Raw genomic sequence first — 21,933 nt, 5'->3', positions numbered from 1 at the left:
GTAAAGAAAAGCACGAAGCGATTCTGGGCCCCGGTCGTCGGGGCCGGAGCAGCCGAATTGCCGCTCTGCGCTTCCGGAGTCCAGCGGGGGCCTCCGGGGCCCCAATGGGGCCGTCCCTTGCGGAACAGGCCTCAACGTTACTTGATCGTTACCAAGGCCCGCAAAGCGCGGGGAAGGCCGCAGACGGACCATGCAACCGTTTCCCCGAACTGACCTGCGGGAACACTTTTATGACGGGGGCCGGAAACAGAGCGTCACCGCGTCGTCGCTAACGAGGGGCCGGGGCCAGGAGACAGGAGTTGGACTGCCCGGCGCCCGGCGGAAAGAATGAGCGGGTGACTGCTGCCGGCGAGTTCGTGGATGACACCCTACAGCGCGAGGCTTCGTGGTACCGGGCCGAGGAAATGCGCCACCGGTTCGGCAGCGGGATGCAGTACTACGGCGCGTCGGTGGGCGCGGTGCGCGGAACGGTCCGTGATGCCCTTCGCCGCCATGCCGGACTGACCCACGATGAGATCACCTCCCTGAGTTCCGAACTGTGGGAGGTGCCTGTTTACGAGCGGCGCCTGGCCGCCGTCGTCCTCCTGCAGTCCAAGCTGGAGTTGCTGACCAACTCTGACCTGACGCGCATGGAGGGCTTCATGCGGGACGCGCACATGCCGACGCTCGTCGACCCTCTCGCCGTCGACGTCGTTGGTCCGCTGGTGGAGAGGCTCGGGGGCCAGGCTCGCGTGCGTGCCGACGCGGTGCTGGACAGGTGGGCGGGTGACCCGGACGTCTGGCTCCGCCGCGCGTCGTTGATGGCGTCCCTGCGGGCACTTCGATCGGGTGGCGGTGACTGGGACGGCTTCGTCCGCCGCGCCAGGATCGCCGCGGACGTACTGCCGGCGATGACGACGCCGGGCAGCAGCCCAGACCAGGAGGCCGTTGAAGCCGTGCTGGACGCCGTAGCGGAGCGAAGACCGGAGCTCCGGTTCTCCTTCCGCCGCTAGGACCCAGATCCTGCGGACGCGGGAATGCTAGACGGAAGCCGGTGCGGGCTGCAGTTCCTCTGCCGCCTCGCTGGAGCCGGCATCTCCCGCCGCCGGGTTACCCGGCGTGCCTGCCGGGTGAACGGCCGGAGCCACGGCGATGTGCTGGCGGAGCGGGTGGAACTGGCTGTGCCCCATGCTGCCGAATTCGTAGGCGCTCTCGGCGTGCTCGGAGCGGTCGACGCCGGCAACTTCGGCCTCATGGCTGACGCGGAAGCCGATGGTCTTGTGGATCGCGATGCCGATGATTGCGGTCATCAGGCCGGAGAGCGCGAGCGTGATGAGTACGGCAACGGTCTGGGCGATGAGCTGCTGGACGCCGCCGCCGTAGAAGAGGCCGCCGCCTTCGCCGTTGACGGGGAGGGCGATGAAACCGAGGGCGAGGGTCCCGACCAGGCCGGAGCCCAGGTGCACGCCGACGACGTCCAGGGAATCGTCGAAGCCGTACTTGAACTTCAGTTCGACGAAGAGTGCTGACGCCACGCCCGAAACGAGGCCCAGGCCGATGGCGGCCACTGGGCTGATGTTGGCGCACGACGGCGTGATGGCCACGAGCCCGGCGACGGCGCCGGACGCTGCGCCCAGGGAGGTGGGGTGGCCGTGGCGGACCTTCTCCGTGAGGAGCCAGCTCAGCATGGCGGCACACGGCGTAACCAGGGTGTTGACCCAGATCAGTCCGGCCTGTTCTGCCGTGGTGGCGGCGCCGGCATTGAAGCCGAACCAGCCGAACCAGAGGAGGCCGGCGCCGAGCATGATGAACGGGACGTTGTGCGGGCGGTGCCCCGGGTCCTTTCCGAAACCGTGGCGCTTGCCGACGATCAGTGCCAGTACGAGGGCGGCAACGCCGGAACTGATTTCGACGACGGCGCCGCCGGCGAAGTCGATGACCTGGCCAAAGATGGCGGTCACTGCTCCGCCCTGGCTCATGAGGCCGCCGCCCCAGATCATGAAGGCGAGCGGGCAGTACACGGCCGTGATCCAGAGCGGCACGAACAGAACCCAGGCGGTGAACTTGGCGCGGTCGGCGATCGCGCCACTGATCAGGGCCACGGTGAGGATCGCGAAGGTTCCGGCGAAGCCGGCCTTGATGAGGTCGGGAGTGCCCATGAGGCCGTTCAGACCGAAGCTGGCGAACGGGTTGCCGAACAGGCCCAGGACGCCTTCGCCGGTGCTCATGGAGTAGCCCCACAGCACCCAGACGACGCCCACGATGCCGGCGGACACAAAGCTCATCATGATCATGTTGAGGGAGGCCTTGGCGCGGGTCATGCCGCCATAGAAGAGGCCCAGTGCCGGGGTCATGAGCAGCACCAGTGCCGCCGACACCATCATCCAAACGTTTGCCGCAGTGATTTCCAACGCGCTTTCCCTTCCCAGGAAACTCATTCCTTCCGCGGACCGCTGATGCCGGCGCCACGCCCCTCATTGATATTCGTGGACTTATGTTTCGGGTCTGGGCGTGGCAAGTTACACACGGGTTTCAAAAATCGCGTCTACGTAAAGCCCGCGTGACTGCCGTGTTTCGAATTTGTTAACGGCGCCTGATGGCCGGGGCGCTTTTTTGCTGTCTCCGCAGTCATCTGGCCGGAACCGCCGGTGGAACCCATGCGCCGCGGTGAGGATTGCCGCTGTTATGACGTGTTACAAGCACATGAATGAAACATATCCATGTCCGGGTCCATTGCCGGGCGCAGGATGGTTTCCCTGCCGGACCTGTTGACCGGGTCTAGGCGGTGCCGCCACCATGGGATATGACTGAATCTGCAGCTACCGGCGACGACTACTTCACTGAGAATCCGCACGCGGATGTTGTGGCGGAAGCCGCTGATGCCGCGGCAGGGGCGGACAGGCCCGATACCGTCGAAGACATCGCGGAGGAGGTGCGCGACGAGATCCGGCTGGGCCACGTCGAGGACGAGGTGAGCCACGTGCTTGAGGAACGGCTGGACGAAGCCGGCATCAGCATGCGGCCTGAAGACGTGGACGACCTCGCCGAAGATATCGAGCGGGACGTATCCAGCTAGGAAAACCCATGAATGACCCGCATAACCTGGAACGGTTCGTCGCCGCGCAGAATGACGGGGCCACCTACGCACATGCTCTGGAGGAGCTCCGCGCAGGCAGCAAGCGTAGCCACTGGATGTGGTTCGTCTTTCCGCAGATTGCCGGCCTGGGGCAAAGCGCCACCTCCAGACGGTACGCAATCGCCTCCCTTGAGGAAGCCCGGGCGTACCTGCAGCATCCCGTGCTGGGGCCGCGGCTGATCGAGTGTGCCACCGCGGTGGATAACGTGGGCAACCGCGGCGCGGCGGAGATTTTCGGCGGCATCGATGCCCGGAAGCTTCAGTCCTCCATGACGCTGTTCCTGCGTGCGGCGCCGGACGAACAGGTGTTCCGGCGCGTCTTGGAGCACTACTTCGGCGGGGAAGCCGACGCCGCCACCGACGGGCTGCTGGCAAGCCCAGGCACGTAAGTGGTAGCTGCCCTTCACCGCGCCAGTTGGCGGACCTAGACTGGGAGCACGAGCCAGCCTGCACCCAGCGGGCTGCGCAGACGGAAGGACAGTGGGATGGGTCTGGACGACAAAATCGACAATGCAGCAGAAAAACTTGGCGGCAAGGCCAAGGAAGGCGCGGGCAAGGCCGGCGACGATCCCGGCCTTGAGGCCGAGGGCAAAACTGACCAGTCCAAGGCCGATCTGAAACAGGCCGGTGAAAAGGTCAAGGACGCCTTCAAGAAGGACTGACCAAAAGGATCACCACGCCTGACTCTCCGTCTATTGCGGAGATTCGAAGGGAGTCCCGCCCGGTCAACCGTGGCAGGGCTCCCTTTCCCGTGTGGCCACTTAGCGGCTGGCGCTGACCTCCACCATCTGGACGTCAGCCAGCCAGCCATCAACGACGACGGCGGTCATGTACGTGCAGACCGGTTGCCGGCGGCGGTCGGTGGGGGAGCCGGGGTTGAGGAGGCGCATCCCGCCGGGCGCCAGCGTGTCCCAGGGAATGTGCGAGTGGCCGAAAACCAGGACGTCGGAATCCGGAAAAAAGGGCCTCGCAGCGCTGCTCCCGGCCCTTTGCCTGACCGGTCTCGTGGATCATGCTGAAACGGACGCCGTCGAGCGTCACGCTGGCCGTCTCGGGCAGGCGCCGGCGAAGTTCGTCGCCGTCGTTGTTGCCGTAAACACCGATCAGCCGGCGGCTGCGTTGTTCGAACTCGTCGAGCAGGTCCGCGCTGACCCAGTCACCCGCGTGGAACACCACGTCAGCAGCCTCGACGGCGGCCCACACCTGCTCGGGCAGTGCCCGGGCGCGCTTGGGGACGTGGGTGTCGGCAACAAGGACCAGACGCAGGCTCATCGAAGCATCTTCCCATGGGGCAGACTGGGACGATGGAGAAAATCGTTCCACCCTCACCCGGTGATCCCCGCCGTCCCCTTGGCCCCCGCGACCCGGGCGATGCCTGGGTGGAGGGCGACCGCGGACGGTTCTGGGGGCGCTTCGGATCGGCCGGCCTCCTGGTCCATGATGCGGAGAAGGGCGTCCTGCTGCAGCACCGCGCCACCTGGAGCGACCACGGCGGAACCTGGGGGCTCCCCGGCGGCGCGCTGCACCAGGGCGAGGACGCCGTGACCGGCGCACTGCGGGAGGCCCACGAGGAGGCGGCTGTTCCCGAACAGAACGTCAAAGTGCTCTTCACGTCCGTGTTCGACGTCGGCTACTGGTCCTACACCACCGTGGCAGTGCGGGTGCTGGAGCCCTTCGAGCCGGCCATCAGCGACCCCGAAAGCATCGAACTGCTGTGGATTCCCGTCGAAGAGGTGGCCGGCATCAACCTGCATCCTGCCTTTGCCGCCTCCTGGCCGGACCTGCGCGGCAGGCTGCTGGACGGCTCCGGTGTTGAACACTGAGAAGTTCCGGCTGCTGCTGGAAGAGGAACGGGCGAGGAAGCTCGCCCTCCTGCCGGCGCTCAGCGCAGACATTGCCTCCGCGAATGCAGCCCGGCAGAACTCCAACGTCGACGACGAGCATGACCCCGAAGGCGCAACCATCGCCTTCGAACTCTCGCAGGCGTCAGCCCTCCTGGACCAAAGCCGGTCCGGACTCGCGGAAGTCGACGCTGCCCTTGAGCGGATCAACGCGGGCACTTACGGAATATGCGCGGTGTGCGGAGAGCAGATCGCCGAAGGGCGGCTGGAGGCCCGCCCGTGGACCCCTGTCTGCATCCGCCACACAGGGGGCCGGGCCTAACCCCAGTCCGGCGGCGGTGGATGCCCGGGGGCTGTTCCGCCAGAGGGAAGAGCATCGTACTCTAGGGCTGGGAGGTGATTGCCATGCAGGCAACCCAGGGAGACCGCATCATCATTCGGGGCAGGACAGTGGAGTCCTCGGATCGGCACGGTGAGATTCTGGAGGTACGGGGCGCCGACGGAGCGCCGCCGTACCACGTCCGTTTTGACGATGGCCACGAGACCATTCTGTACCCCGGCGGCGACTTCACCGTCGAGCACCACACCACCTAGCTGCCCGGATGACCGCACCGCCACGGCCCGACCGGACTCTGATTACAGTTCTCGCCATCATTGCCGGTCTCGTCGCCGTGGCGCTCGCTGTGGTCTTTTTCCGCGGCCAGCCGGAGCCGCTCGCTGAGAATACGCCGGCGGGTGTGGTCCAGCGGTATGCGGCGGCCGTCCTCAACAATGACGGCGCGGCTGCCGCACGCTACTCAACTGACGGACGTTACGGGACTTCGTACCCGGACAGGCCGTGCGTGCCGGCGGACCGTCCTGCGGCGGGCACGCTCCGGGTCACGCTGGCCTCCACCGTGGAGCATGCCGACACAGCGGACGTGCACGTCGTCCTGACCACCTCCAACGGCAGCGGTCCTTTCGGGAACGCCGAATTCGAGACCGAGGCCGTGTTTGGCCTGGAACGGGTCAACGGCAACTGGCTCGTTGCGACCGCCCCGTGGCAGCTCACCATCTGTCCCGTTCCGGCGGCAAGGCCGTGAGTACCGTCCGGCCCGGCACACGCGGATCATCATCTCCGGCGGTGCCCATGGTGCGGCGACTGGTGGTCTTTGCACTCCTCTTTGTCCTCGTGCTGATCGGTGCGTCCGGCGTGGGCGGCCTGTTTGAGCGGCTGTTTACCTCCGGCGCAGCGCTGGCCGGGAAAGACGTCGGCAGCCTCGCCCGGTCCCTTGCATTTGCACTGGTCGGCGGGTCCATGGCCGCAGTCCTGTGGTGGCTCGTGTGGCGCCGCCAGGGGGAGGAAGCGGAGCGCTCCTCGGTTGCCTGGGGGCTGTACGTCTCCGGCGTATACATCGTTGCCCTTATCACCGCGGTTACGGCTGCGCTCGGCGCTGCATCGCAGCTGGTTGGGCTGCTGGCCCGTGCCGCATTCGGCCCGGCGGGTGCGGTGGTTGAGGACCTGGAATGGCGTTCGTCCCTGGCCACGGGTGTGGTGTGGGCGGCCATCTGGGCATGGCACAGGTGGATTTGGCAGCACTGCAGCAAGGGCCCGCGCCGGCTGGACACCGTCCCGGCGCTCGCGGGGTCGGTGTTCGGTCTGCTGATAGGTGCCGGCGGGACCGTGACTGCGCTCGGCAGTCTTCTCGATGCGGCGCTGCGGGGCCTGGCAGGTACGCATGACGTGGGATCGCCCTGGTGGGTTTCGGTGCTGGAGTCACTCATCTGGGCCGGCGGCGGATTCCTGGTTTGGTGGTGGCATTGGGTCCATGGCGAAGCGCGGCACCTTTCCTCACCGCTGGCCAACGTGGCCGCGGCGGTCTTCGGTGTGCTTGGCGGCTGCATTACGGCAATGGCCGGCGCCATCACGGCGGTGTTTGTCCTGCTGCGGCTGGTACTGGACCGCTCCGAAGACATGATCCGGCTCGTGGAACCCCTCGGCCCCGCGCTGGCCGCGGCAGCTGTCGGGTCCCTCGTCTGGCGCTACCACTCGGTGCTGACCGCCGCGCGGTCGGAGAAGATGCGGGTGACGGGGCGGCTGCTGGCAGCCGGAGTGGCGGTGGTCGCTGCGGCCTCAGGTGTGGGCGTTGTTGTCAACGCGGCCTTGGGCTTTGCCGAAACAACGCTGGCGGGAACGGGCACGCGCACACTGCTGCTGGGCGGAATCAGTGCCCTGCTTGTGGGCGGTGCGGTCTGGTGGAGGGCGTGGCAGCCAGCGAACCGCCGTGGATCGGCGAACGCCGATAATGCAGACGGGGCAGATACCGTGCCTTCCCGCACCGCTGCCGGAGGGCGCATCTACCTCGTGGCTATCTTCGCGATCAGTGCGGTCGTGGCCCTGATCGCCCTGCTAGTGGTCGGCTACCAGGCCTTTGGGTATCTGCTGGATCCGCTGCGCTCTGGAAACCTGGTGGGACGGACCCCGGCGCCGCTCGGACTGCTGACCGCCACCGCGCTCGTGGCCGCCTATCACTACAGCGTCTGGCGTAGGGAGCGTGCGGTGCTGCCGGCGGAGGCTGCCTCACTGCAGGAAACCGGCTCACTGCAGGAAGCTGGTGGGGCGCAAGACGCCGGTCCGGTACGGACCGCGCGACGGACGATCGGCCAGGTGGTCCTGGTGACGGGCTCCGATCACGTTCCGCTGTCACGCGCCATCCGCGAAGCCACCGGTGCCGACGTGACGGTCTGGCTGCGATCCGGCCAAACGGCAGGGCCGGATCCCGCACAGCCGGATGCCGGAAACCTTCTGGCCGCGCTGGAAGGGGTGAGAGCTGAGCGGGTGCTGGTCGTCGTCGGACCCGGCGTCCGGATCGATGTCATCCCCGTACAGGACCACACCGCCTCATGACAGAAGCCTCCTGACAGACGCCTCAGGAAACGGGCTGCCCCTTGATCGGCGACCGGTCGGCGCCGTATTCGGCCGTCACCAGGATGGGCAGGTGGTCCGACTTCCCCCGGGGGAGGGTTTCCACGCTTTCGATGTCCAGGCCCAGTGACGTGGCAAAGTCGAAGTGGCCCTTGAAGACCTTGTACCGGGTGTAGGTCCTGTGGTTGCTCAGGGACAGGGCGTAGCCGGAGTTTTTCATGTGCGTGTCAAGGCTCTTGGTGAAGAACGGGTAGTTGAAGTCGCCCACCATCAGCGTCATGAGGCCGGTGCCCATGCTCAGCAGCTCGGCATGCGCCGCGTGGATCTGCTTGCGCCGCAGCGAGTTTGACGCCGTGAGCGGGGCGGCGTGAAACGAACCCACCACCAGCTCATGGTCGGTTTCATTGTCCACCATCCGGGTGCCGATCAGCCGCTCATGGGCGGGTGCCATTATGCGGTCATGCATTGACTTCTTCAGGGAAAAGGTTTGCGTATCCAAGGCCGTGAACCGGTCAATCCGGTAGTAGATGGCCAGGCCCAGCCTGTTGCCCTTTGTGTAGTCGGCCAGGTGGAGCGGGCCGAGTGTGTCAGGCAGATCGGATGAGTCACATTCCTGAAGGCAGAGGACGTCTATCCCAAAGTTGCGGGCCAGATTCATCAGTTCGCCGCTCGCCTTGTGCTTGCGGAGGTTGTAGCTAATAACTCGCATCGAACACCTCTTCGAGGGCTGCTAGAAGGACCAGTCTCCGAGTCTACCCAGATCATCATATGGAGAGCCGCACATTAAGTGCGCGTCCGGCGGGGCGAAATATGCCGCGCCGGACGTATGCCGGCTTCCACAGGGTGCTGTGGCCTCTGGCCTGAATTACCTTCCGCCGGGGCCGTGTCCCTGTGTGTACTCTCCGGCCGTGACCGTGCCGAGCTCCGTGGCGCCAAGTCAAGGGGAGGCCGGTCCGCTGCCGTCATCGACGACGACGAGATTGAGGGCGGAGTCTGCCGCGCGGATCGCGCCGATCACTTCAAGGAGCTGGGCGTCCGGCTCGTACGCGGGGATCAGGATGATCATGGCGGGACCTCACTTGCCGATGTCCGAGGTGCCGCGCTCGCGGTTTGCACCCAGCGGATTGTTGACCAGTGCGCCGTTGAAATACATGGTGGGGGAGCCGCCGCCGTCGAGGTTGTACGCCGTTTCTGCGCCGAGATCCTTCATGATCTGCGCCATTCCCGTCATGGTCACGCCAGCGCTGTAGCCCGGGCTGCGGCCGTCAGCCACCACAAAGACCAGGTGGTTGGTGTCGATGAGCCCCACGGCGGTGCGCGGCTGCTCGCCCTGGATTGAATGGTGGCCGAAGTTGGTGTCCACCTCGACGTCCTCGATGCCGTCCACAACCTGGCTGTCTTGCACGATCGCCGGTCCAAACGACAGGGTGTTCCAGACGCCGTCGGCCACCAGCTGTTCTGCGGTGGTGGCTGTTTCGTCGTAGACCTTCATGGTGCCGTCCCGGTAGAACGCCAGCCCCTGGCGGGCGCCCTCGTTCCGGTAGATAACACCATTGCGGATGACGATGCCGGTGTCCCGGAAGCCGTAGTAGTCGCCGTTGATGGCGAAGATGCGGTTGTGGGCTGCAGCGATTTCCGAGGTGGCCTGAGTGATGTTCTCGCCGAAACTGTCGTTGGCGAACGCGGACTTAAGCGTCGTGGCGTCGTCGAGGACGACGTCGGCAACGTAGTAGGTGACGGTGCTGTCACCGCTGCCGGTCACCACCGTGGAGATGCTGATGTTGGCGCCGTCGGCCGTGTAGGAGGTGTCCGTGAGGGAGGCGGACGATCGCACCGTCGTGGCCTCGGAGGCCACACCCTGGGCTGCCTCGTAGGCGGAAACATCGGAGATTTCCACGTGCAGCACAACGAACTTGTCCAGCGCCCAGGCCGTGGCACCGCCGGCGGACAGTGTCAGGGCGAGGGCTCCGGCGAGGACGGCCCTGCGGGTCGGCCTGGCCTTGCCGCGCTTGCGGGCTGAAGGTCCGCGGCCAGCCGACGCGCTCCTGCCACAGGAATCATTGCGGACAGCCGGGTGTTGTGGATGAAGCGAACCTGTCCTGGAGGAGGAAGCACTATGGTCAAAGCGGTCTGGAACGGCGCCGTGATCGCGGAGAGCGAGGCCACCGTGAAGGTGGAGGGGAACCACTACTTCCCCAAATCGTCAGTACGCACCGAGTACCTGGAGGACAGCTCCCACTCCACGTACTGCCCCTGGAAGGGGGAGGCACGCTACTACAGCCTGCGGGTTGACGGCCTGCGTAATGAGAATGCCGCCTGGTATTACGCCGACCCCTCCGCCGAGGCAGCCCGGATCAGGGATCACGTGGCCTTCTGGCACGGCGTCCGGATCGAGGCCTGAGACGGCTCCATAGCCGGAAGCGATAGAGTGAACCGGGATTAACCGATCACGCTTTGAAGGAGTCACCGTTGACTGCTGAACTCCCGGAACTCGCCGGCGGCGACGCCTACTACGAGGACCTGGGCGGTGGCCGCTTCCGCTCCACCATCCACGCCCAGGGGGCCTGGAACGCCCACGAACAGCACATGGCACCGGCGTCGGGGCTCCTGGCGGACCGGCTGGACCGGCACGACCCCCGGGACGACATGCGGATGGCCAGGCTCAGCTACGAAATCCTGGGACTGATTCCCGGCGGTGAATTTGAAATCGTCACCGCGACGCTGCGCCCGGGACGCACCATCGAGCTGCTGCAGGCTGAACTGGTGGCTGCCGGGCGTGTGGCCATCAGGGCGACGGCCTGGCGCATGGTCACCAGTGACACGACCGCCGTGGCCGCCGTCGAGGACGGCGCCATTCCCTCACCGGAAGAATGCAAACCCTATGACGGCGCGAGCGTGTGGCCGGGAGGCTACATCCGCTCCCTGGAAATGCGGGTGGCGGAAGGTCACCGGCCCGGTGCCGGGAAAGTGTGGCTGCGCACGGACCATCCGCTGACGGACCGAAACGACAGCACGGACATGGCAAGGCTCATGGGGCTCGTGGACACCGCCAACGGTATTGCCGCGCGGGTGCCTCCGGGCAAAGACAGTTACGCCTTCCCGAACCTTGACCTCCAGATCCACATGTACCGGCGGCCGGAGGGCGAGTGGCTGGGGCTGGACAACGCCGTGTCCTTCGGTGCTGACGGCATCGGCCTCACCTCGACAGTGCTTCATGACCGCTCCGGCCCGTTCGGACGGGCGGAACAGATCCTCACGCTGCGGAAGAGCTGACCGCTGGGCTGCCTGGTGGAAGACCAGCCAGCCCGCCAGCGTGGCGAGGCCGGTCAGCAGGGCGCCCCACGCCATGTCCACAGCAAGGAGCTGCAGCGGCCAGGTCTTGAGCGTCGCGGCGTTGGTGAGGTCGTACGTTGCGTAGGCGAAGGCGCCCAGCCGCCCCATGGCCGTCGGCGGTCAGCCAAGTGCCGCCGTCGAGCGCCGGCCGCAGGGCAAAGAAGACGATGCCCGCAATGTAAATCGAATAGAACGCCACGGCGTACCCTAGATGGGGCCGGTCGGCCAGCAACTCACCGATGTGGCTGCGGTAGAACGGGTTCATGATCTTGAGCCACACGGCGTCGATCACGGCGAAGGCGGCGGCGACGACCAAAAATTGCAACACGACCAAGGGAGCTAGCAACATGCAACAGGCCGGGGCTGATTCACGGACTCTGACCCTCGTCCGGCAGGAGCAGTCCCTCGGCGCCGTCCGCGACCTTGATTTCGGGATCGAGCTCCTCGGCAAAGCCAGGGCCAGGGCCATCGGATCCACGCTTCGGCTGTACCGGCCCGCACCGACTGTTGCTTTCGGCCAGCGTGACACCCGCCTGCCCGGCTTCGGCGCCGCAGCCCAGGCCTGCCGCGACCTGGGGTTCGAACCGCTGATCCGCAAGGCAGGAGGCCGCGCCGCCGCGTATCACGAAGGCACGCTGATCATTGACCACGTGGAGCCGCACAGCGATGCGATCGCCGGAGCCAAAGGCCGCTTCGCATTTTTTGGCGAGATGCTGTCGGGGGCGCTCCAGAGCGTGGGCGTGCACGCCGCCGTCGGCGAGATTCCCGGGGAGTACTGTCCGGGCGAATACAGCGTCCACGGCTTCGCGCCCGGGGCCCCTGACCACCGGATCAAACTGGTAGGCACAGCCCAGCGCGTGGTGTCCGGCGCCTGGCTGTTCAGCTCCGTCGTCGTGGTGGAGAACTCGGCGCCCATCCGCGAGGTGCTGACGGCCAGCTACGAGGCCCTGGGCCTGGAGTGGGATCCTGCGACCGCCGGTGCCGTTAACGACCTTGTTCCTGTCCTCGACGTGCAGGCCATCGAGGACGCGGTGGTCCGCACCTACGCGGAGTACGCCACGCTGGGGCAGGCGGACTTCAGCAGTCTTCGCGCCTAGCCCTGCACTCTGCCTCCGGCGCCCGGTTTGGGCGGCCGGTTTATTCGGTGGCCAGCGGGATCTGGCAGATCATGAGGACGTTTCCGTCCGGGTCCCGGAAGTTAAACCATTGGTCATCGTTGACTTCGGTGAGTTGCACGCCGCGGGTTTTCATGAAGGCGTGGGCGGCCTGGATGTCGGCGGTGTTGAAGTGGAACGCAGGAACCTGGAAGACGGCGCCGGGGGAGTAGATCTTGCTGTCCAGGACGAGGCCGGCGCCCTCCATGGGGAGTATGTACAGATGGTCCAGCAGGATCTTGTCATCGGCGGGCACGCCCAGCATGCCGCAATACCAGTCGCGGGCTTCCTCAATGTCGCTGACGGGGACAAAGACGGTGCCGATCTGCGGGGAAACTGGGTTCACAGCAATCCTTTGGAACGCGGGAAGGAACTCCAACTGTAATGCGCTGGACTGGCCGTCGCCAGGAGCAGGGCTCGCCCGGATTTTTCGTACCCAGACCTGTCGATTTCAAACGCGCAGGAGAGGACGATTAAGGAACAGCCGCTGAAAAGGAGGTCGGTGATGTGCTATTCATCGCGTGCGGATTTCGGCTGGGACACCCGGAAGGATGCCGTCCGGAAGCCTGAAGCGCACCGGGAACCGGCGACGCCGGAAGCTGCGCCCGGGAAACCGTTGCCTGTGGACCATCCGGAACCCCGGACCCACGCGGACGACACCAGATTGTGGGCCTTCCTGGCCCGCCGCAAGGAGCCCCGCCGCAAGGAAGCCCACGCCCGCAGGCCGGTGCAGGACCGGATCGACGAAAAGGTCTGAACCAAACAGTAAAGGCACCGGATTCCGGTGCCTTTACTGGTGCATCTTGACTGCGGCTTCAGCCCTACGCGGCGAGCCTGCTCTTGACCTCGGCTGCGGACGGGTTCGTGGCAGCGGTGCCGTCCGGGAAGAGAACGGTGGGGACGGTGCGGTTGCCGCCGTTGATCTGCTCCACGAGGTCTGCCGTGCCGTCGACCTCTTCGATATTGATCTCGGTGTAGCCGATTCCTTGGGCGTCCAACTGCTTCTTCAGCCGGTTGCAGTAGCCGCACCAGGTGGTCGAGAACATGGTGATGGTGCCGTCTTCGGGGGTAAAGTCCACGGGCTCTCCTCGGATTGATATGGTCCTGTCGGTTTCCTTCCCCACAACCGTAACCCGGGCACCGGTATTCCCCAGCCTCTGTTGCAATGGCATGCTGGTGCCATGTGTGGACGTTACGTCATGGCCCGGGCAGTGGGGGATCTGCTGGCCGAATTCGACGCTGAGCTTGAGAACGAAACCGAAATCCCGCCGTCGTGGAATGTTGCGCCCACGGACGGCGCGCCCATCGTCCTGGAACGGCTTATCGACGGCGACACGGTCCGCCAGCTGCACGTCGCCCGCTGGGGCCTGGTGCCGTCTTGGGCGAAAAGCCCGGGCATCGGCGCGAAGATGATCAACGCCCGGAGCGAGTCGGTCCTCGAGAAGCCGGCCTTCCGCAAGGCTGTGCAATCGAGGCGCTGTGCCGTCCCGGCGGATGGCTACTACGAATGGAAACAGGGCGAGGGCCGCAGCAAGCAGCCCTACTACGTCCACCCCCGGGACGACTCCGCCATGGCCTTCGCCGGACTGTACGAGTGGTGGAAGGACCCGTCCGTGCCGCCGGGTGAACCAGCCCAGTGGATGCTCTCGATGTCCATCATGACGGCGGACTCGCCCCCGGCGGGAACTGAAGGCACGGTGTTCGCCGAACTGACGGCGCTCCACGACCGCGTCCCGCTGCCCATGAGCCGCGACACCATGGCGGCCTGGCTTGACCCGCAGGTCGATGACGCTGCCGGCCTGGTGGAACTCGTCCGGTCCGGCGTGAAGGACGTCGCCGCCGGCTGGCGGGTGGATTCCGTGGGCAAGGCCGTGGGCAACGTCCGCAACAACTCCCCGGAGCTCATCGAGCCCGTGGAGGCACTCTTCTGAGACTGACTTTCTGAGGTTGCGCGTGCCGGGCAGGGGAGTTGACCGGAATCAGAGCCGAGCCTGCAATCAGACGGTGACCTGGCCGCCGTCGTCCACTGTCCACGTGGGGTTGTAGGCAATCTCCCAGCGGAAGCCGTCCGGATCGGCGAAGTATCCGGTGTAGCCGCCCCACGGTTGGGTCTTGGGAGGGGCCACGACGGCCGCGCCGGCCGACTCTGCCTGGGCTATCACCTGGTTTACCTGCTCGGCGCTGCCGACGTTGTGGCTGAGCGTAATGCAGGGGACCGCGGTGGGAGCATCAACGGCGGCCTCGGCCTGCATCTGCCCCGCATCCCAGAGGGAAAGAATCAGGCCGTGGTTGGCCTGGATAAAGACCACCTCATCGGGAACCTCACGGTGGACCGGCCAACCCAGGCCGTCCACATAGAAGCGCCGGGAGGCGGCCACGCTGCGCACTCCCAATGAAATAAAATCGACTCTGGGCTGCATGGTTCGATACTGTCATGATCATGCCCACAAATCACGGAGACGAGAAAAACGCCCAGGCTGACCGGGAACAGCTCGCCGCCGTGCGGGTTGCGGTGGACGAGGTGGACGAGCAGATCGTCACGCTGATCGCCCGCCGTGAGCGCCTGATCCGCATCGCGGGAACCCTGAAGGGGGACGACGCCGAAGTGCGGGCGCCGGGACGCGTGGAGCGGGTCATCGAGCATGTGCGCTCGGCCGCGGAGAAAAAAGAAATAGACCCGGACATCGTGGAAAGCACGTACCGGGCCATGATCTCGAAGTTCATCGAGCTTGAGATGAAAATCCACAACGACAACAGCTGAGCTGTTGCTTCTGGCTGCGGACGCGTTCGTCCGCTGAAGCGTTCTGGCGGCTGACGGGTTCTCCCCGCAGACGGGTGCTTCCTGCAGTGGGGGCTGGGCCGCTGACAGGCGCGCCGAGGCGCCGGGCCGGCTGGTCCGGGCTGCTGCCCGGTGCCGCTTTGAAAGGGCGCTGACCCTCTAGAGCTTCTCCTCGACAGGCACGCCGGACTGGAATTCCCGCCCGTCGGCCTCGCTGAACGCGGACATAAGGTGGCTCTTGTCCAGCCCCAGTACCGTGCTCATGGGGAAGTTGCCCGTGATGGTGTTGCCCGAGTGCTCAACGCTGCTGAGGTCGAAGTTCTCCTCCGTGCCGTCATGGCTGAAGGAATAGATCGAGACCGCCTCGCCGTTCATGAACTCGATTCCCAGCCTCCGTTGATGAGAATAATCCGGAGTGGCAGCCACGAGCCCCACAACAAAGGCGCCCGATGCTGGAATGTTGCCGTCGATATCAAACCTGGCCACCAATGTGCTTTCTTTGGCGGCGATGCTTACCTGCTTCAGGAGCGCGTCATTGGAACTCATGGGACCATCCTGCCCTGTGAGCCGCCGTCCGTCCACACCCATCTAGGTTTTGTCCCCGGCCCGGCGTAGACTGGAACTATTCGAATACATATTCGAATGGCTGCGTATTTTCTGCAGGATGAGATTGGTATCCGGAGGCACCCATGGGAACGTTCAGCGAGTCTGTTGACGTCGTCTGCGCACCTACCGGTGAGCCAGCGGAGCTTCGGTGGGGCGGCAGGGAATACCGGGTCTGCGCCGAACCCTTGCGCTGGTATGAACGCCGCCAGTGGTGGGCCGAAGAGCGGCGTGCCCCGCTGGGAAGCGGCCCCGGGCTTGTGGACCATGAGATCTGGCGGGTGCAGGTCGTGCCTGCCGGCAGAAGCAGCCCGCCGGAAACTCCGGCTGCAGAACCACTGGAACCATTAACCCTTGACCTGGTGCGGCATGCCGGCAGCGGACGCTGGCGGCTGCTCCGCATCCACGACGCCCTCCGGCCCGAAGTCGCACTCCATCACAAATCAGCATGAGCTTCACTCACTTACACGTTTCCACCGCCTTCAGCGCCCACTACGGTGTCTCCTGGCCAGATCAACTTGCCCAGGCAGCAGCGGCCCAGGGAGCAACCGCCCTTGGGTGCACTGACCGGGACGGTCTCTACGGCACTGTAAAACACCTCAAGGCATGCATGGCTGCCGGGATTGACCCGGTGGTCGGCGTGGATCTGTCAGTGTTCGACGACGAGGATGACCACGACGCCGGGTTACCTGGTGAGCAGATGGCTGGCGCCCGGTTTTCCAAAATCCGGTTTTCGGCAGCCCGCGTCACCGGACGGGTCGTTGTCCTGGCGCATGGCCATAACAACGGTGCGGGGTACAAGGCATTGTGCCGGCTGATCTCCGACGCACACGCCCGCACCACGGGCAAAGCCGGCGGAGCGGTGCCCGTTGCTGTCACAAGGGCTGAACTCGCCTCACGCGTGCTGGACCCGGAAACCCTGAAGCCGGTGCTCACCGTGCTGTTGGGCCCGGATTCCGACGTCGGCCTCGCACTGGGCGGGCGGCGGTACCTCCGGCCCCGCACCCTTTTCAAAGGCTGGCTGGACGCCATGCCCGCCGGGAGCGTCGCGGCAGAGATCGTCACCCACCTCAGTGCACCGGGTGCGCCCTTGAGCACGGCCCATGCGGTCCGCATGCTCAAGCTGGCGCAGGAGTATGGCGTGCCGGCTGTGCTTACCAACGCCGTCCGTTACTGCGAGGAGGACGGGGCGGCCACCGCCGACGTCCTGGATTCGGCCCGCACGCTCAAGTCGCTTCCCGAACTCTCCGCCGAGCCGCTGCTCCAGCCCAACGGGCAGGGCTGGCTGAAATCCCCGGACCAAATGGTGGAGCTGGGCAAGGAGATCATCCATGCCGCCGGCTACGGTGCCGCCGATCTCCAGGTGCTGCTCGCGCAGACTGAGGCGCTCGTGGACCGTTGCCGCATGGATCCCGTGTCCGACATGGGCTGGAAGCAGCCGGTGGTGCCCGAGGCCGCCGTCATCGGCATTGAAGGGGATCCGCTGGCAGAACTGGCCCAGCGCTGCGAGGCCGGAATTGCGCGGCGATTCCCCGGCATCACCGGGAAGGCAGAAGCAGACATGCGCGCCCGGCTGCAGCATGAGCTGAAGATCATCGCCCGCCTAGGCTTTGCCTCCTACTTCCTCACCGTGGCCGAGGTTTCCCGCATGATCCTGGACATGAATGTGAGGGCGGCAGCACGGGGATCGGGCGCTTCCAGCCTGGTCAACTACCTGATCGACATCAGCCAGGTGAACCCCCTCCAGCATGACCTGATCTTCGAACGGTTCCTCTCCGGCGACCGGTCCACGCTGCCGGACATCGACATCGATGTGGAAAGCGCTGAGCGGCACAACGTCTACCGGAAAATTTTTGACCGGTTCGGCTCACAGCGCGTCACGCTGATGAGCATGCAGAACGGCTACCGCGCTCGCGGTGCCGTGCGGGATGCCGGCATGGCTTTGGGGATGGACGACGGCGATGTCGGCGAGATTGCCAAACAGCTGTGGCGCTTTTCGGCACGGAAGTTCCGGGAGGCGCTGGAGGAAAAACCGGAACTTCGCGAGTTCGCCGGACGGGTGGAACAGCGGAACTTTTCTGAGAACCAGCAGCTGGACCTGCTGGTGGACCTCACCGAACGGCTGGACCGCCTTCCGCGCCACATCTCCATGCACCCCTGCGGGGTGATCCTCGGTGATGCCACCCTGCTGGACCGGACCCCGGTCCAGCCCAGCGGCCTCGGCCTGCCCATGAGCCAGTTCGACAAACACGACATGGACCCGATGGGCATGCTGAAGCTGGATGTCCTGGGCGTCAGGATGCAAAGTGCCATGGCCTTTGCCGTACGGGAGATCATCCGGATCCACCCCTCCAAGGCTGAAGTGGTGGCAGCCGGAGCCCATCCCGCTGGACCTGGGGGCAGCGGGCCGGACTACATCGCCGAGGACGGCCTGATCGACCTCAATGCCGTGCCCCTGGATGATGAGCCGACATATGAGCTGATCAGAAGCACCCACACCCTGGGGTGCTTCCAGATCGAATCGCCGGGCCAGCGGGAGCTGGTGGGCAAGATGGCCCCGCGCGAGTTCAACGACCTCATCATCGACATCTCACTGTTCCGCCCTGGGCCGATGAAATCGGACATGGTGCGGCCCTTCCTTGAACACCGGCACGGCTTCGCGCCGGAGACCTACCCGCACCCGGACCTGAAGCCGGTGCTTCAGGAAACCCATGGGGTGACGGTCTTCCATGAGCAGATCCTGAGGACCTTTGATGTGATGACCGGCTGCGGGCTGGCGAAAGCCGACGAGTTCCGCAGGGCGTTGAGCAACGAGGTCAAGGAGGGCCAGGTTGAGGAGTTTTTCCGCCGCGAGGCAAAGGCCAGGAAGTATTCGCCGGAGGTAGTGGACAAGGTCTGGGGCACCCTGAAATCGTTCGCCAGTTTCGGGTTCTGCAAAGCCCACGGCGCGGCCTTTGCCGTGCCCACCTACCAGTCGGCCTGGCTGAAGGCCCACCATCCGGAGGCGTTCCTTGCGGGCCTGTGGGAGCACGATCCTGGCATGTACCCCAAGCGTCTCCTTGTGGCCGAGGCGCGGCGTATGGGCATCCCCATTCTTCCGCTGGACATCAACCGCAGCGGTGCCGAATACCGGGTGGAGCGTGTCGCGGAGGGCCCTGACCGGGGAAAGCTGGGGATCAGGCTGAGCCTCAACGGCATCTTCGGGCTGTCCGGTTCTGAATTGAAGCGGATCGTTGCAGGCCAGCCCTATGACTCCCTGGCGGATCTGAGGGCACGCTCCAGGCTGAGCAAGCCCAGCATCAAGCGGCTTGCCCAACTGGGTGCCTTTGACACGCTGCACCGGGAATCCGGCGGGACAGCCAACCGGGCAGACCTTGTCCACCACCTGCAAAGTTTGCAGAGCAAGTCAGTAAAGAAAGGCGCCGAGGTCATTGAGGGGCAACTCGCGCTGCCCCTTGGGGACGTCGAATTGCGGAACGTCAAGCCCGGGATGCCTGAACCCACCACGGTGGAGAACGTCCGGGCGGAACTTGACCTGATGGCGGTTGACGTCAGCGAACACCTGATGTCCAGCCACCGGCCGCTTCTGGACCGGCTGGGCGTCACCACTGCGGACAAGCTGCTGGGGCTGCGAAACGGCACGGAGGTACTGGTGGCCGGTGTGAGGATCGCGACCCAGACCCCGCCCATGCGCGGCGGCAGGCGTGTGGTCTTCATCAGCATCGACGACGGCACCGGGTGCGTGGATTCCGTGTTCTTCCACGAGGCCCAGGAACATGCGGGCCCGCTGCTGTTCGGGACCCGGCTGCTGCTGATCCGGGGAACGACCAGGCGGACCGGTCCGCGCGGCATTAGCCTCAGTGCCAGCATGGCCTGGGACCTCAGCCAGGTGGACACCCTGCCGCTCCCCGAACGGGGGAGCGCTGACCAGGGAAATCGTGAACCAGGGGCCGTCGGACCAGATGACCCTGAACAGGACTTCTGGCAGCCGGGGCCACTGGATGGCATCAGCAGAAACCTGGCCATCACCGGCCTGGGAAGCTGACCGGCCCCGTCCTTTTCCAATTGTTCCGATTGGCCGCCGCCGTGGCGCTTTGGCTCGCCACTTCCGCAACAGATAACATTGACGAGGCTGGCTGTGGTCCCCGTACGCCACAAGCTACGAAGCCTGAACTTTGAATAGGAGACACCCGTGTCAGATGCCCAGCAGATCACCCTCATCGTCGATGGCGAAGAAATGAAGGTGACTACCGGGACCACCGGCGCGGAACTCTTCTTTGAGCGCCGCGACGTCGTTGTGGCCCGTGTTGACGGCGAACTCAAAGACCTGGACCAGCCCCTTCCCGAGGGTGTCGAGGTTGAAGGCGTCACCATTGATTCCCCCGACGGGCTCAACGTACTGCGCCACTCCACCGCCCACGTCATGGCCCAGGCCGTGCAGCAGCTGCGCCCGGACGCCAAGCTGGGCATCGGCCCCTACATCACTGACGGGTTCTACTTCGACTTCGACGTCGCTGAGCCGTTCACCCCGGAAGACCTGAAGACCCTGGAAAAGATGATGCTCAAGATCATCAACCAGAACCAGAAGTTCGTCCGCCGCGTCGTCTCCGAGGACGAGGCCCGCGAAGCCATGAAGAACGAGCCCTACAAGCTCGAGCTGCTGGGCAAGAAGAACGAGGCCGCCGATGCCGGCGAAGGCGTCAACGTCGAAGTGGGCGCCGGCGACATCACCATCTACGACAACGTCGACCGCAAGAGCGGGGACAGCGTCTGGTGCGACCTGTGCCGCGGCCCCCACCTGCCCAACACCAAGCTCATCTCAAACGCCTTCGCCCTGACCCGGTCCTCGGCCGCGTACTGGCTGGGCAACCAGAACAACCAGCAGCTGCAGCGCATCTACGGCACCGCGTGGCCTACCAAGGACGCCCTGAAGGCGTACCAGGAACGCATCGCCGAGGCTGAGCGCCGCGACCACCGGAAGCTTGGCGCCGAGCTGGACCTGTTCTCCTTCCCGGACGAGCTCGGATCGGGCCTACCGGTCTTCCACCCCAAGGGCGGCATCATCCGCAAGGCCATGGAGGACTACTCCCGGCAGCGCCACGTGGATGCCGGCTACGAGTTCGTCTACACCCCGCACATCACCAAGGGCCACCTGTACGAGGTATCCGGCCACCTGGACTGGTACCGGGACGGCATGTTCCCCGCGATGCACATCGACGCGGAGCACAACGAGGACGGCACCGTCCGCAAGCCCGGCCAGGACTATTACCTGAAGCCGATGAACTGCCCCATGCACAACCTCATCTTCCGCTCGCGCGGCCGGTCCTACCGCGAACTGCCGCTGCGGCTCTTCGAATTCGGTTCCGTCTACCGCTACGAGAAGTCCGGTGTGGTCCACGGCCTGACCCGCGTGCGGGGCATGACACAGGACGACGCCCACATCTACTGCACCCGCGAGCAGATGAAGGACGAGCTCACCACCACGCTGAACTTCGTCCTCGGCCTGCTCAAGGACTACGGCTTGGACGACTTCTACCTCGAGCTGTCCACCAAGAACGAGGACAAGTTCGTCGGCGACGACGCCACCTGGGAGGAAGCCACCCGCACCCTGGCCGAAGTGGCCGAGGCCTCCGGGCTGGAGCTCGTTCCGGACCCGGGCGGAGCCGCGTTCTACGGACCCAAGATTTCGGTGCAGGCGAAGGATGCCCTGGGCCGCACCTGGCAGATGTCCACGATCCAGCTCGACTTCAACCTGCCTGAGCGCTTCGAACTCGAGTTCCAGGCCGCCGACGGCACCCGCCAGCGTCCGGTCATGATCCACCGAGCCCTGTTCGGTTCGGTGGAGCGGTTCATGGGTGTCCTCACCGAGCACTATGCCGGTGCCTTCCCGGCATGGCTTGCTCCCGTGCAGGTGGTGGGCATCCCGGTGGCGGAGGCCTTCAACGACTACATGTTCGACGTCGTCGACAAGCTCAAGGCTGCGGGCATCCGCGCCGAGGTGGACATCTCCTCGGACCGCTTCCCGAAGAAGATCCGCACGGCCAGCAAGGACAAGATCCCGTTCGTGCTCATCGCCGGTGGTGAGGACGCGGAGGCGGGTGCCGTCTCCTTCCGGTTCCGGGACGGCAGCCAGGACAACGGCGTGCCCGTGGCCGAGGCTGTCCAGCGGATTGTGGACGCCGTCCGCAACCGGACCAGCTAGC

At 65.5% G+C, this 21,933-nt stretch carries 26 protein-coding genes and 3 pseudogenes; 18 read left to right on the top strand and 11 right to left on the bottom strand.

Features of this window, described 5'->3' with window-relative positions:
- Window positions 1-335 precede the first annotated feature (335 nt).
- Window positions 336-992, top strand: coding sequence for a DNA alkylation repair protein (locus QFZ33_RS15615; protein WP_307028917.1), 657 nt, complete (start codon window positions 336-338; stop codon window positions 990-992).
- A gap of 27 nt (window positions 993-1,019) precedes the next feature.
- Here the strand turns inward: QFZ33_RS15615 and QFZ33_RS15610 are convergent, their stop codons facing one another.
- A complete protein-coding gene (locus tag QFZ33_RS15610) occupies window positions 1,020-2,390 on the bottom strand; it encodes an ammonium transporter (protein WP_307028915.1) in 1,371 nt (456 codons plus the stop codon).
- Window positions 2,391-2,782: 392 nt separating this feature from the next.
- Between QFZ33_RS15610 and QFZ33_RS15605 the strand changes: the two genes are divergently transcribed.
- The 3 genes from QFZ33_RS15605 (at window position 2,783) to QFZ33_RS15595 (ending at window position 3,777) form a co-directional block, all read left to right on the top strand.
- Window positions 2,783-3,055 (top strand): hypothetical protein, encoded by a 273-nt coding sequence (locus QFZ33_RS15605; protein ID WP_307028913.1) that lies wholly within the window; start codon window positions 2,783-2,785, stop codon window positions 3,053-3,055.
- A gap of 8 nt (window positions 3,056-3,063) precedes the next feature.
- Window positions 3,064-3,504: a DUF1810 domain-containing protein gene (locus QFZ33_RS15600; protein ID WP_307028911.1), complete on the top strand. Its 441-nt coding sequence runs from the start codon at window positions 3,064-3,066 to the stop codon at window positions 3,502-3,504.
- Between the two features lie 96 nt (window positions 3,505-3,600).
- Window positions 3,601-3,777, top strand: coding sequence for a CsbD family protein (locus tag QFZ33_RS15595; protein WP_214856371.1), 177 nt, complete (start codon window positions 3,601-3,603; stop codon window positions 3,775-3,777).
- A gap of 99 nt (window positions 3,778-3,876) precedes the next feature.
- Here QFZ33_RS15595 and QFZ33_RS15590 read toward each other — a convergent pair.
- Window positions 3,877-4,387, bottom strand: a pseudogene (locus tag QFZ33_RS15590) (metallophosphoesterase family protein).
- Between the two features lie 32 nt (window positions 4,388-4,419).
- Between QFZ33_RS15590 and QFZ33_RS15585 the strand changes: the two are divergent.
- The 5 genes from QFZ33_RS15585 to QFZ33_RS15565 all read left to right on the top strand — a co-directional run bounded on the left by QFZ33_RS15585 (window position 4,420) and on the right by QFZ33_RS15565 (window position 7,843).
- Window positions 4,420-4,938, top strand: coding sequence for an NUDIX domain-containing protein (locus tag QFZ33_RS15585; protein WP_214856375.1), 519 nt, complete (start codon window positions 4,420-4,422; stop codon window positions 4,936-4,938).
- Window positions 4,928-5,278 (top strand): TraR/DksA family transcriptional regulator, encoded by a 351-nt coding sequence (locus tag QFZ33_RS15580; protein ID WP_373427286.1) that lies wholly within the window; start codon window positions 4,928-4,930, stop codon window positions 5,276-5,278. The genes QFZ33_RS15585 and QFZ33_RS15580 overlap by 11 nt, the downstream gene beginning before the upstream one ends.
- 83 nt (window positions 5,279-5,361) lie before the next feature.
- Window positions 5,362-5,550 carry a DUF1918 domain-containing protein gene (locus QFZ33_RS15575; protein WP_102972420.1) on the top strand — a complete coding sequence of 63 codons (189 nt, stop codon included), beginning with the start codon at window positions 5,362-5,364 and terminating at the stop codon, window positions 5,548-5,550.
- 8 nt (window positions 5,551-5,558) lie between these two features.
- Complete coding sequence (locus QFZ33_RS15570) at window positions 5,559-6,038, top strand: hypothetical protein (RefSeq protein WP_307028904.1); 480 nt, start codon at window positions 5,559-5,561, stop codon at window positions 6,036-6,038.
- Window positions 5,996-7,843 carry a DUF5671 domain-containing protein gene (locus QFZ33_RS15565; RefSeq protein ID WP_307028903.1) on the top strand — a complete coding sequence of 616 codons (1,848 nt, stop codon included), beginning with the start codon at window positions 5,996-5,998 and terminating at the stop codon, window positions 7,841-7,843. The genes QFZ33_RS15570 and QFZ33_RS15565 overlap by 43 nt, the downstream gene beginning before the upstream one ends.
- 22 nt (window positions 7,844-7,865) lie before the next feature.
- Here the strand turns inward: QFZ33_RS15565 and QFZ33_RS15560 are convergent, their stop codons facing one another.
- The 3 genes from QFZ33_RS15560 to QFZ33_RS15550 all read right to left on the bottom strand — a co-directional run bounded on the left by QFZ33_RS15560 (window position 7,866) and on the right by QFZ33_RS15550 (window position 9,818).
- On the bottom strand, window positions 7,866-8,570 hold the full coding sequence (locus QFZ33_RS15560) for an endonuclease/exonuclease/phosphatase family protein (protein ID WP_307028901.1): 705 nt from the start codon (window positions 8,568-8,570) through the stop codon (window positions 7,866-7,868).
- A gap of 228 nt (window positions 8,571-8,798) precedes the next feature.
- Complete coding sequence (locus QFZ33_RS15555; protein WP_307028899.1) at window positions 8,799-8,927, bottom strand: hypothetical protein; 129 nt, start codon at window positions 8,925-8,927, stop codon at window positions 8,799-8,801.
- 9 nt (window positions 8,928-8,936) lie between these two features.
- Window positions 8,937-9,818: a phosphodiester glycosidase family protein gene (locus QFZ33_RS15550; RefSeq protein WP_307031843.1), complete on the bottom strand. Its 882-nt coding sequence runs from the start codon at window positions 9,816-9,818 to the stop codon at window positions 8,937-8,939.
- Window positions 9,819-9,977: 159 nt separating this feature from the next.
- Between QFZ33_RS15550 and QFZ33_RS15545 the strand changes: the two genes are divergently transcribed.
- Window positions 9,978-10,262 carry a DUF427 domain-containing protein gene (locus QFZ33_RS15545; protein ID WP_307028897.1) on the top strand — a complete coding sequence of 95 codons (285 nt, stop codon included), beginning with the start codon at window positions 9,978-9,980 and terminating at the stop codon, window positions 10,260-10,262.
- 68 nt (window positions 10,263-10,330) lie between these two features.
- A complete protein-coding gene (locus tag QFZ33_RS15540; RefSeq protein ID WP_307028895.1) occupies window positions 10,331-11,134 on the top strand; it encodes a thioesterase family protein in 804 nt (267 codons plus the stop codon).
- A gap of 84 nt (window positions 11,135-11,218) precedes the next feature.
- Here QFZ33_RS15540 and QFZ33_RS15535 read toward each other — a convergent pair.
- Together QFZ33_RS15535 and QFZ33_RS15530 are read right to left on the bottom strand one after the other, a co-directional pair.
- Window positions 11,219-11,302 (bottom strand): annotated as a pseudogene (locus QFZ33_RS15535) (DUF2177 family protein); the annotation flags it as partial.
- Window positions 11,303-11,354: 52 nt separating this feature from the next.
- Window positions 11,355-11,543: pseudogene (locus tag QFZ33_RS15530) on the bottom strand (DUF2177 family protein); the annotation flags it as partial.
- On the opposite strand from QFZ33_RS15530, the gene QFZ33_RS15525 reads away from it, so the two are divergent.
- On the top strand, window positions 11,542-12,291 hold the full coding sequence (locus tag QFZ33_RS15525) for a lipoate--protein ligase family protein (RefSeq protein WP_307028893.1): 750 nt from the start codon (window positions 11,542-11,544) through the stop codon (window positions 12,289-12,291). The pseudogene QFZ33_RS15530 and the gene QFZ33_RS15525 sit on opposite strands and share 2 nt — an antisense overlap.
- A 40-nt stretch (window positions 12,292-12,331) precedes the next feature.
- On the opposite strand, the gene QFZ33_RS15520 is transcribed toward QFZ33_RS15525, so the two are convergent.
- Window positions 12,332-12,694: a VOC family protein gene (locus QFZ33_RS15520; RefSeq protein WP_307028891.1), complete on the bottom strand. Its 363-nt coding sequence runs from the start codon at window positions 12,692-12,694 to the stop codon at window positions 12,332-12,334.
- A 159-nt stretch (window positions 12,695-12,853) separates the two neighbouring features.
- Between QFZ33_RS15520 and QFZ33_RS15515 the strand changes: the two genes are divergently transcribed.
- Entirely contained in the window at window positions 12,854-13,105 is a 252-nt protein-coding gene (locus QFZ33_RS15515; RefSeq protein WP_307028889.1) for a hypothetical protein, read from the top strand.
- 64 nt (window positions 13,106-13,169) lie between these two features.
- On the opposite strand, the gene QFZ33_RS15510 is transcribed toward QFZ33_RS15515, so the two are convergent.
- Window positions 13,170-13,427: a mycoredoxin gene (locus tag QFZ33_RS15510; protein WP_214856427.1), complete on the bottom strand. Its 258-nt coding sequence runs from the start codon at window positions 13,425-13,427 to the stop codon at window positions 13,170-13,172.
- A 102-nt stretch (window positions 13,428-13,529) separates the two neighbouring features.
- Between QFZ33_RS15510 and QFZ33_RS15505 the strand changes: the two genes are divergently transcribed.
- Window positions 13,530-14,279, top strand: a complete 750-nt coding sequence (locus tag QFZ33_RS15505; protein ID WP_307028886.1) for an SOS response-associated peptidase — start codon at window positions 13,530-13,532, stop codon at window positions 14,277-14,279.
- 66 nt (window positions 14,280-14,345) lie between these two features.
- Here the strand turns inward: QFZ33_RS15505 and QFZ33_RS15500 are convergent, their stop codons facing one another.
- A complete protein-coding gene (locus QFZ33_RS15500; RefSeq protein WP_307028884.1) occupies window positions 14,346-14,768 on the bottom strand; it encodes a VOC family protein in 423 nt (140 codons plus the stop codon).
- 14 nt (window positions 14,769-14,782) lie between these two features.
- Between QFZ33_RS15500 and QFZ33_RS15495 the strand changes: the two genes are divergently transcribed.
- Window positions 14,783-15,109, top strand: a complete 327-nt coding sequence (locus QFZ33_RS15495) for a chorismate mutase (RefSeq protein WP_102972334.1) — start codon at window positions 14,783-14,785, stop codon at window positions 15,107-15,109.
- A gap of 177 nt (window positions 15,110-15,286) precedes the next feature.
- Here QFZ33_RS15495 and QFZ33_RS15490 read toward each other — a convergent pair whose 3' ends face one another.
- The gene (locus QFZ33_RS15490; protein ID WP_102972335.1) at window positions 15,287-15,673 is read right to left on the bottom strand and encodes a hypothetical protein; all 387 of its coding nucleotides are present in this window, start codon (window positions 15,671-15,673) and stop codon (window positions 15,287-15,289) included.
- A 143-nt stretch (window positions 15,674-15,816) separates the two neighbouring features.
- On the opposite strand from QFZ33_RS15490, the gene QFZ33_RS15485 reads away from it, so the two are divergent.
- From QFZ33_RS15485 to thrS, 3 genes are all read left to right on the top strand, one after another.
- The gene (locus tag QFZ33_RS15485; protein ID WP_307028881.1) at window positions 15,817-16,182 is read left to right on the top strand and encodes a DUF6504 family protein; all 366 of its coding nucleotides are present in this window, start codon (window positions 15,817-15,819) and stop codon (window positions 16,180-16,182) included.
- The gene (locus QFZ33_RS15480) at window positions 16,179-19,775 is read left to right on the top strand and encodes a DNA polymerase III subunit alpha (RefSeq protein WP_307028879.1); all 3,597 of its coding nucleotides are present in this window, start codon (window positions 16,179-16,181) and stop codon (window positions 19,773-19,775) included. The genes QFZ33_RS15485 and QFZ33_RS15480 overlap by 4 nt, the downstream gene beginning before the upstream one ends.
- A 192-nt stretch (window positions 19,776-19,967) precedes the next feature.
- Entirely contained in the window at window positions 19,968-21,932 is a 1,965-nt protein-coding gene (gene thrS / locus QFZ33_RS15475; protein ID WP_373427357.1) for a threonine--tRNA ligase, read from the top strand.
- The last annotated feature ends 1 nt before the right edge of the window (window position 21,933 follow it).

This window comes from Arthrobacter globiformis, assembly GCF_030815865.1.
GTDB lineage: Bacteria > Actinomycetota > Actinomycetes > Actinomycetales > Micrococcaceae > Arthrobacter > Arthrobacter globiformis_B.
The sequence above is the reverse complement of the archived record's forward strand: the minus strand, read 5'-3'. Positions and strand labels throughout refer to the sequence as shown.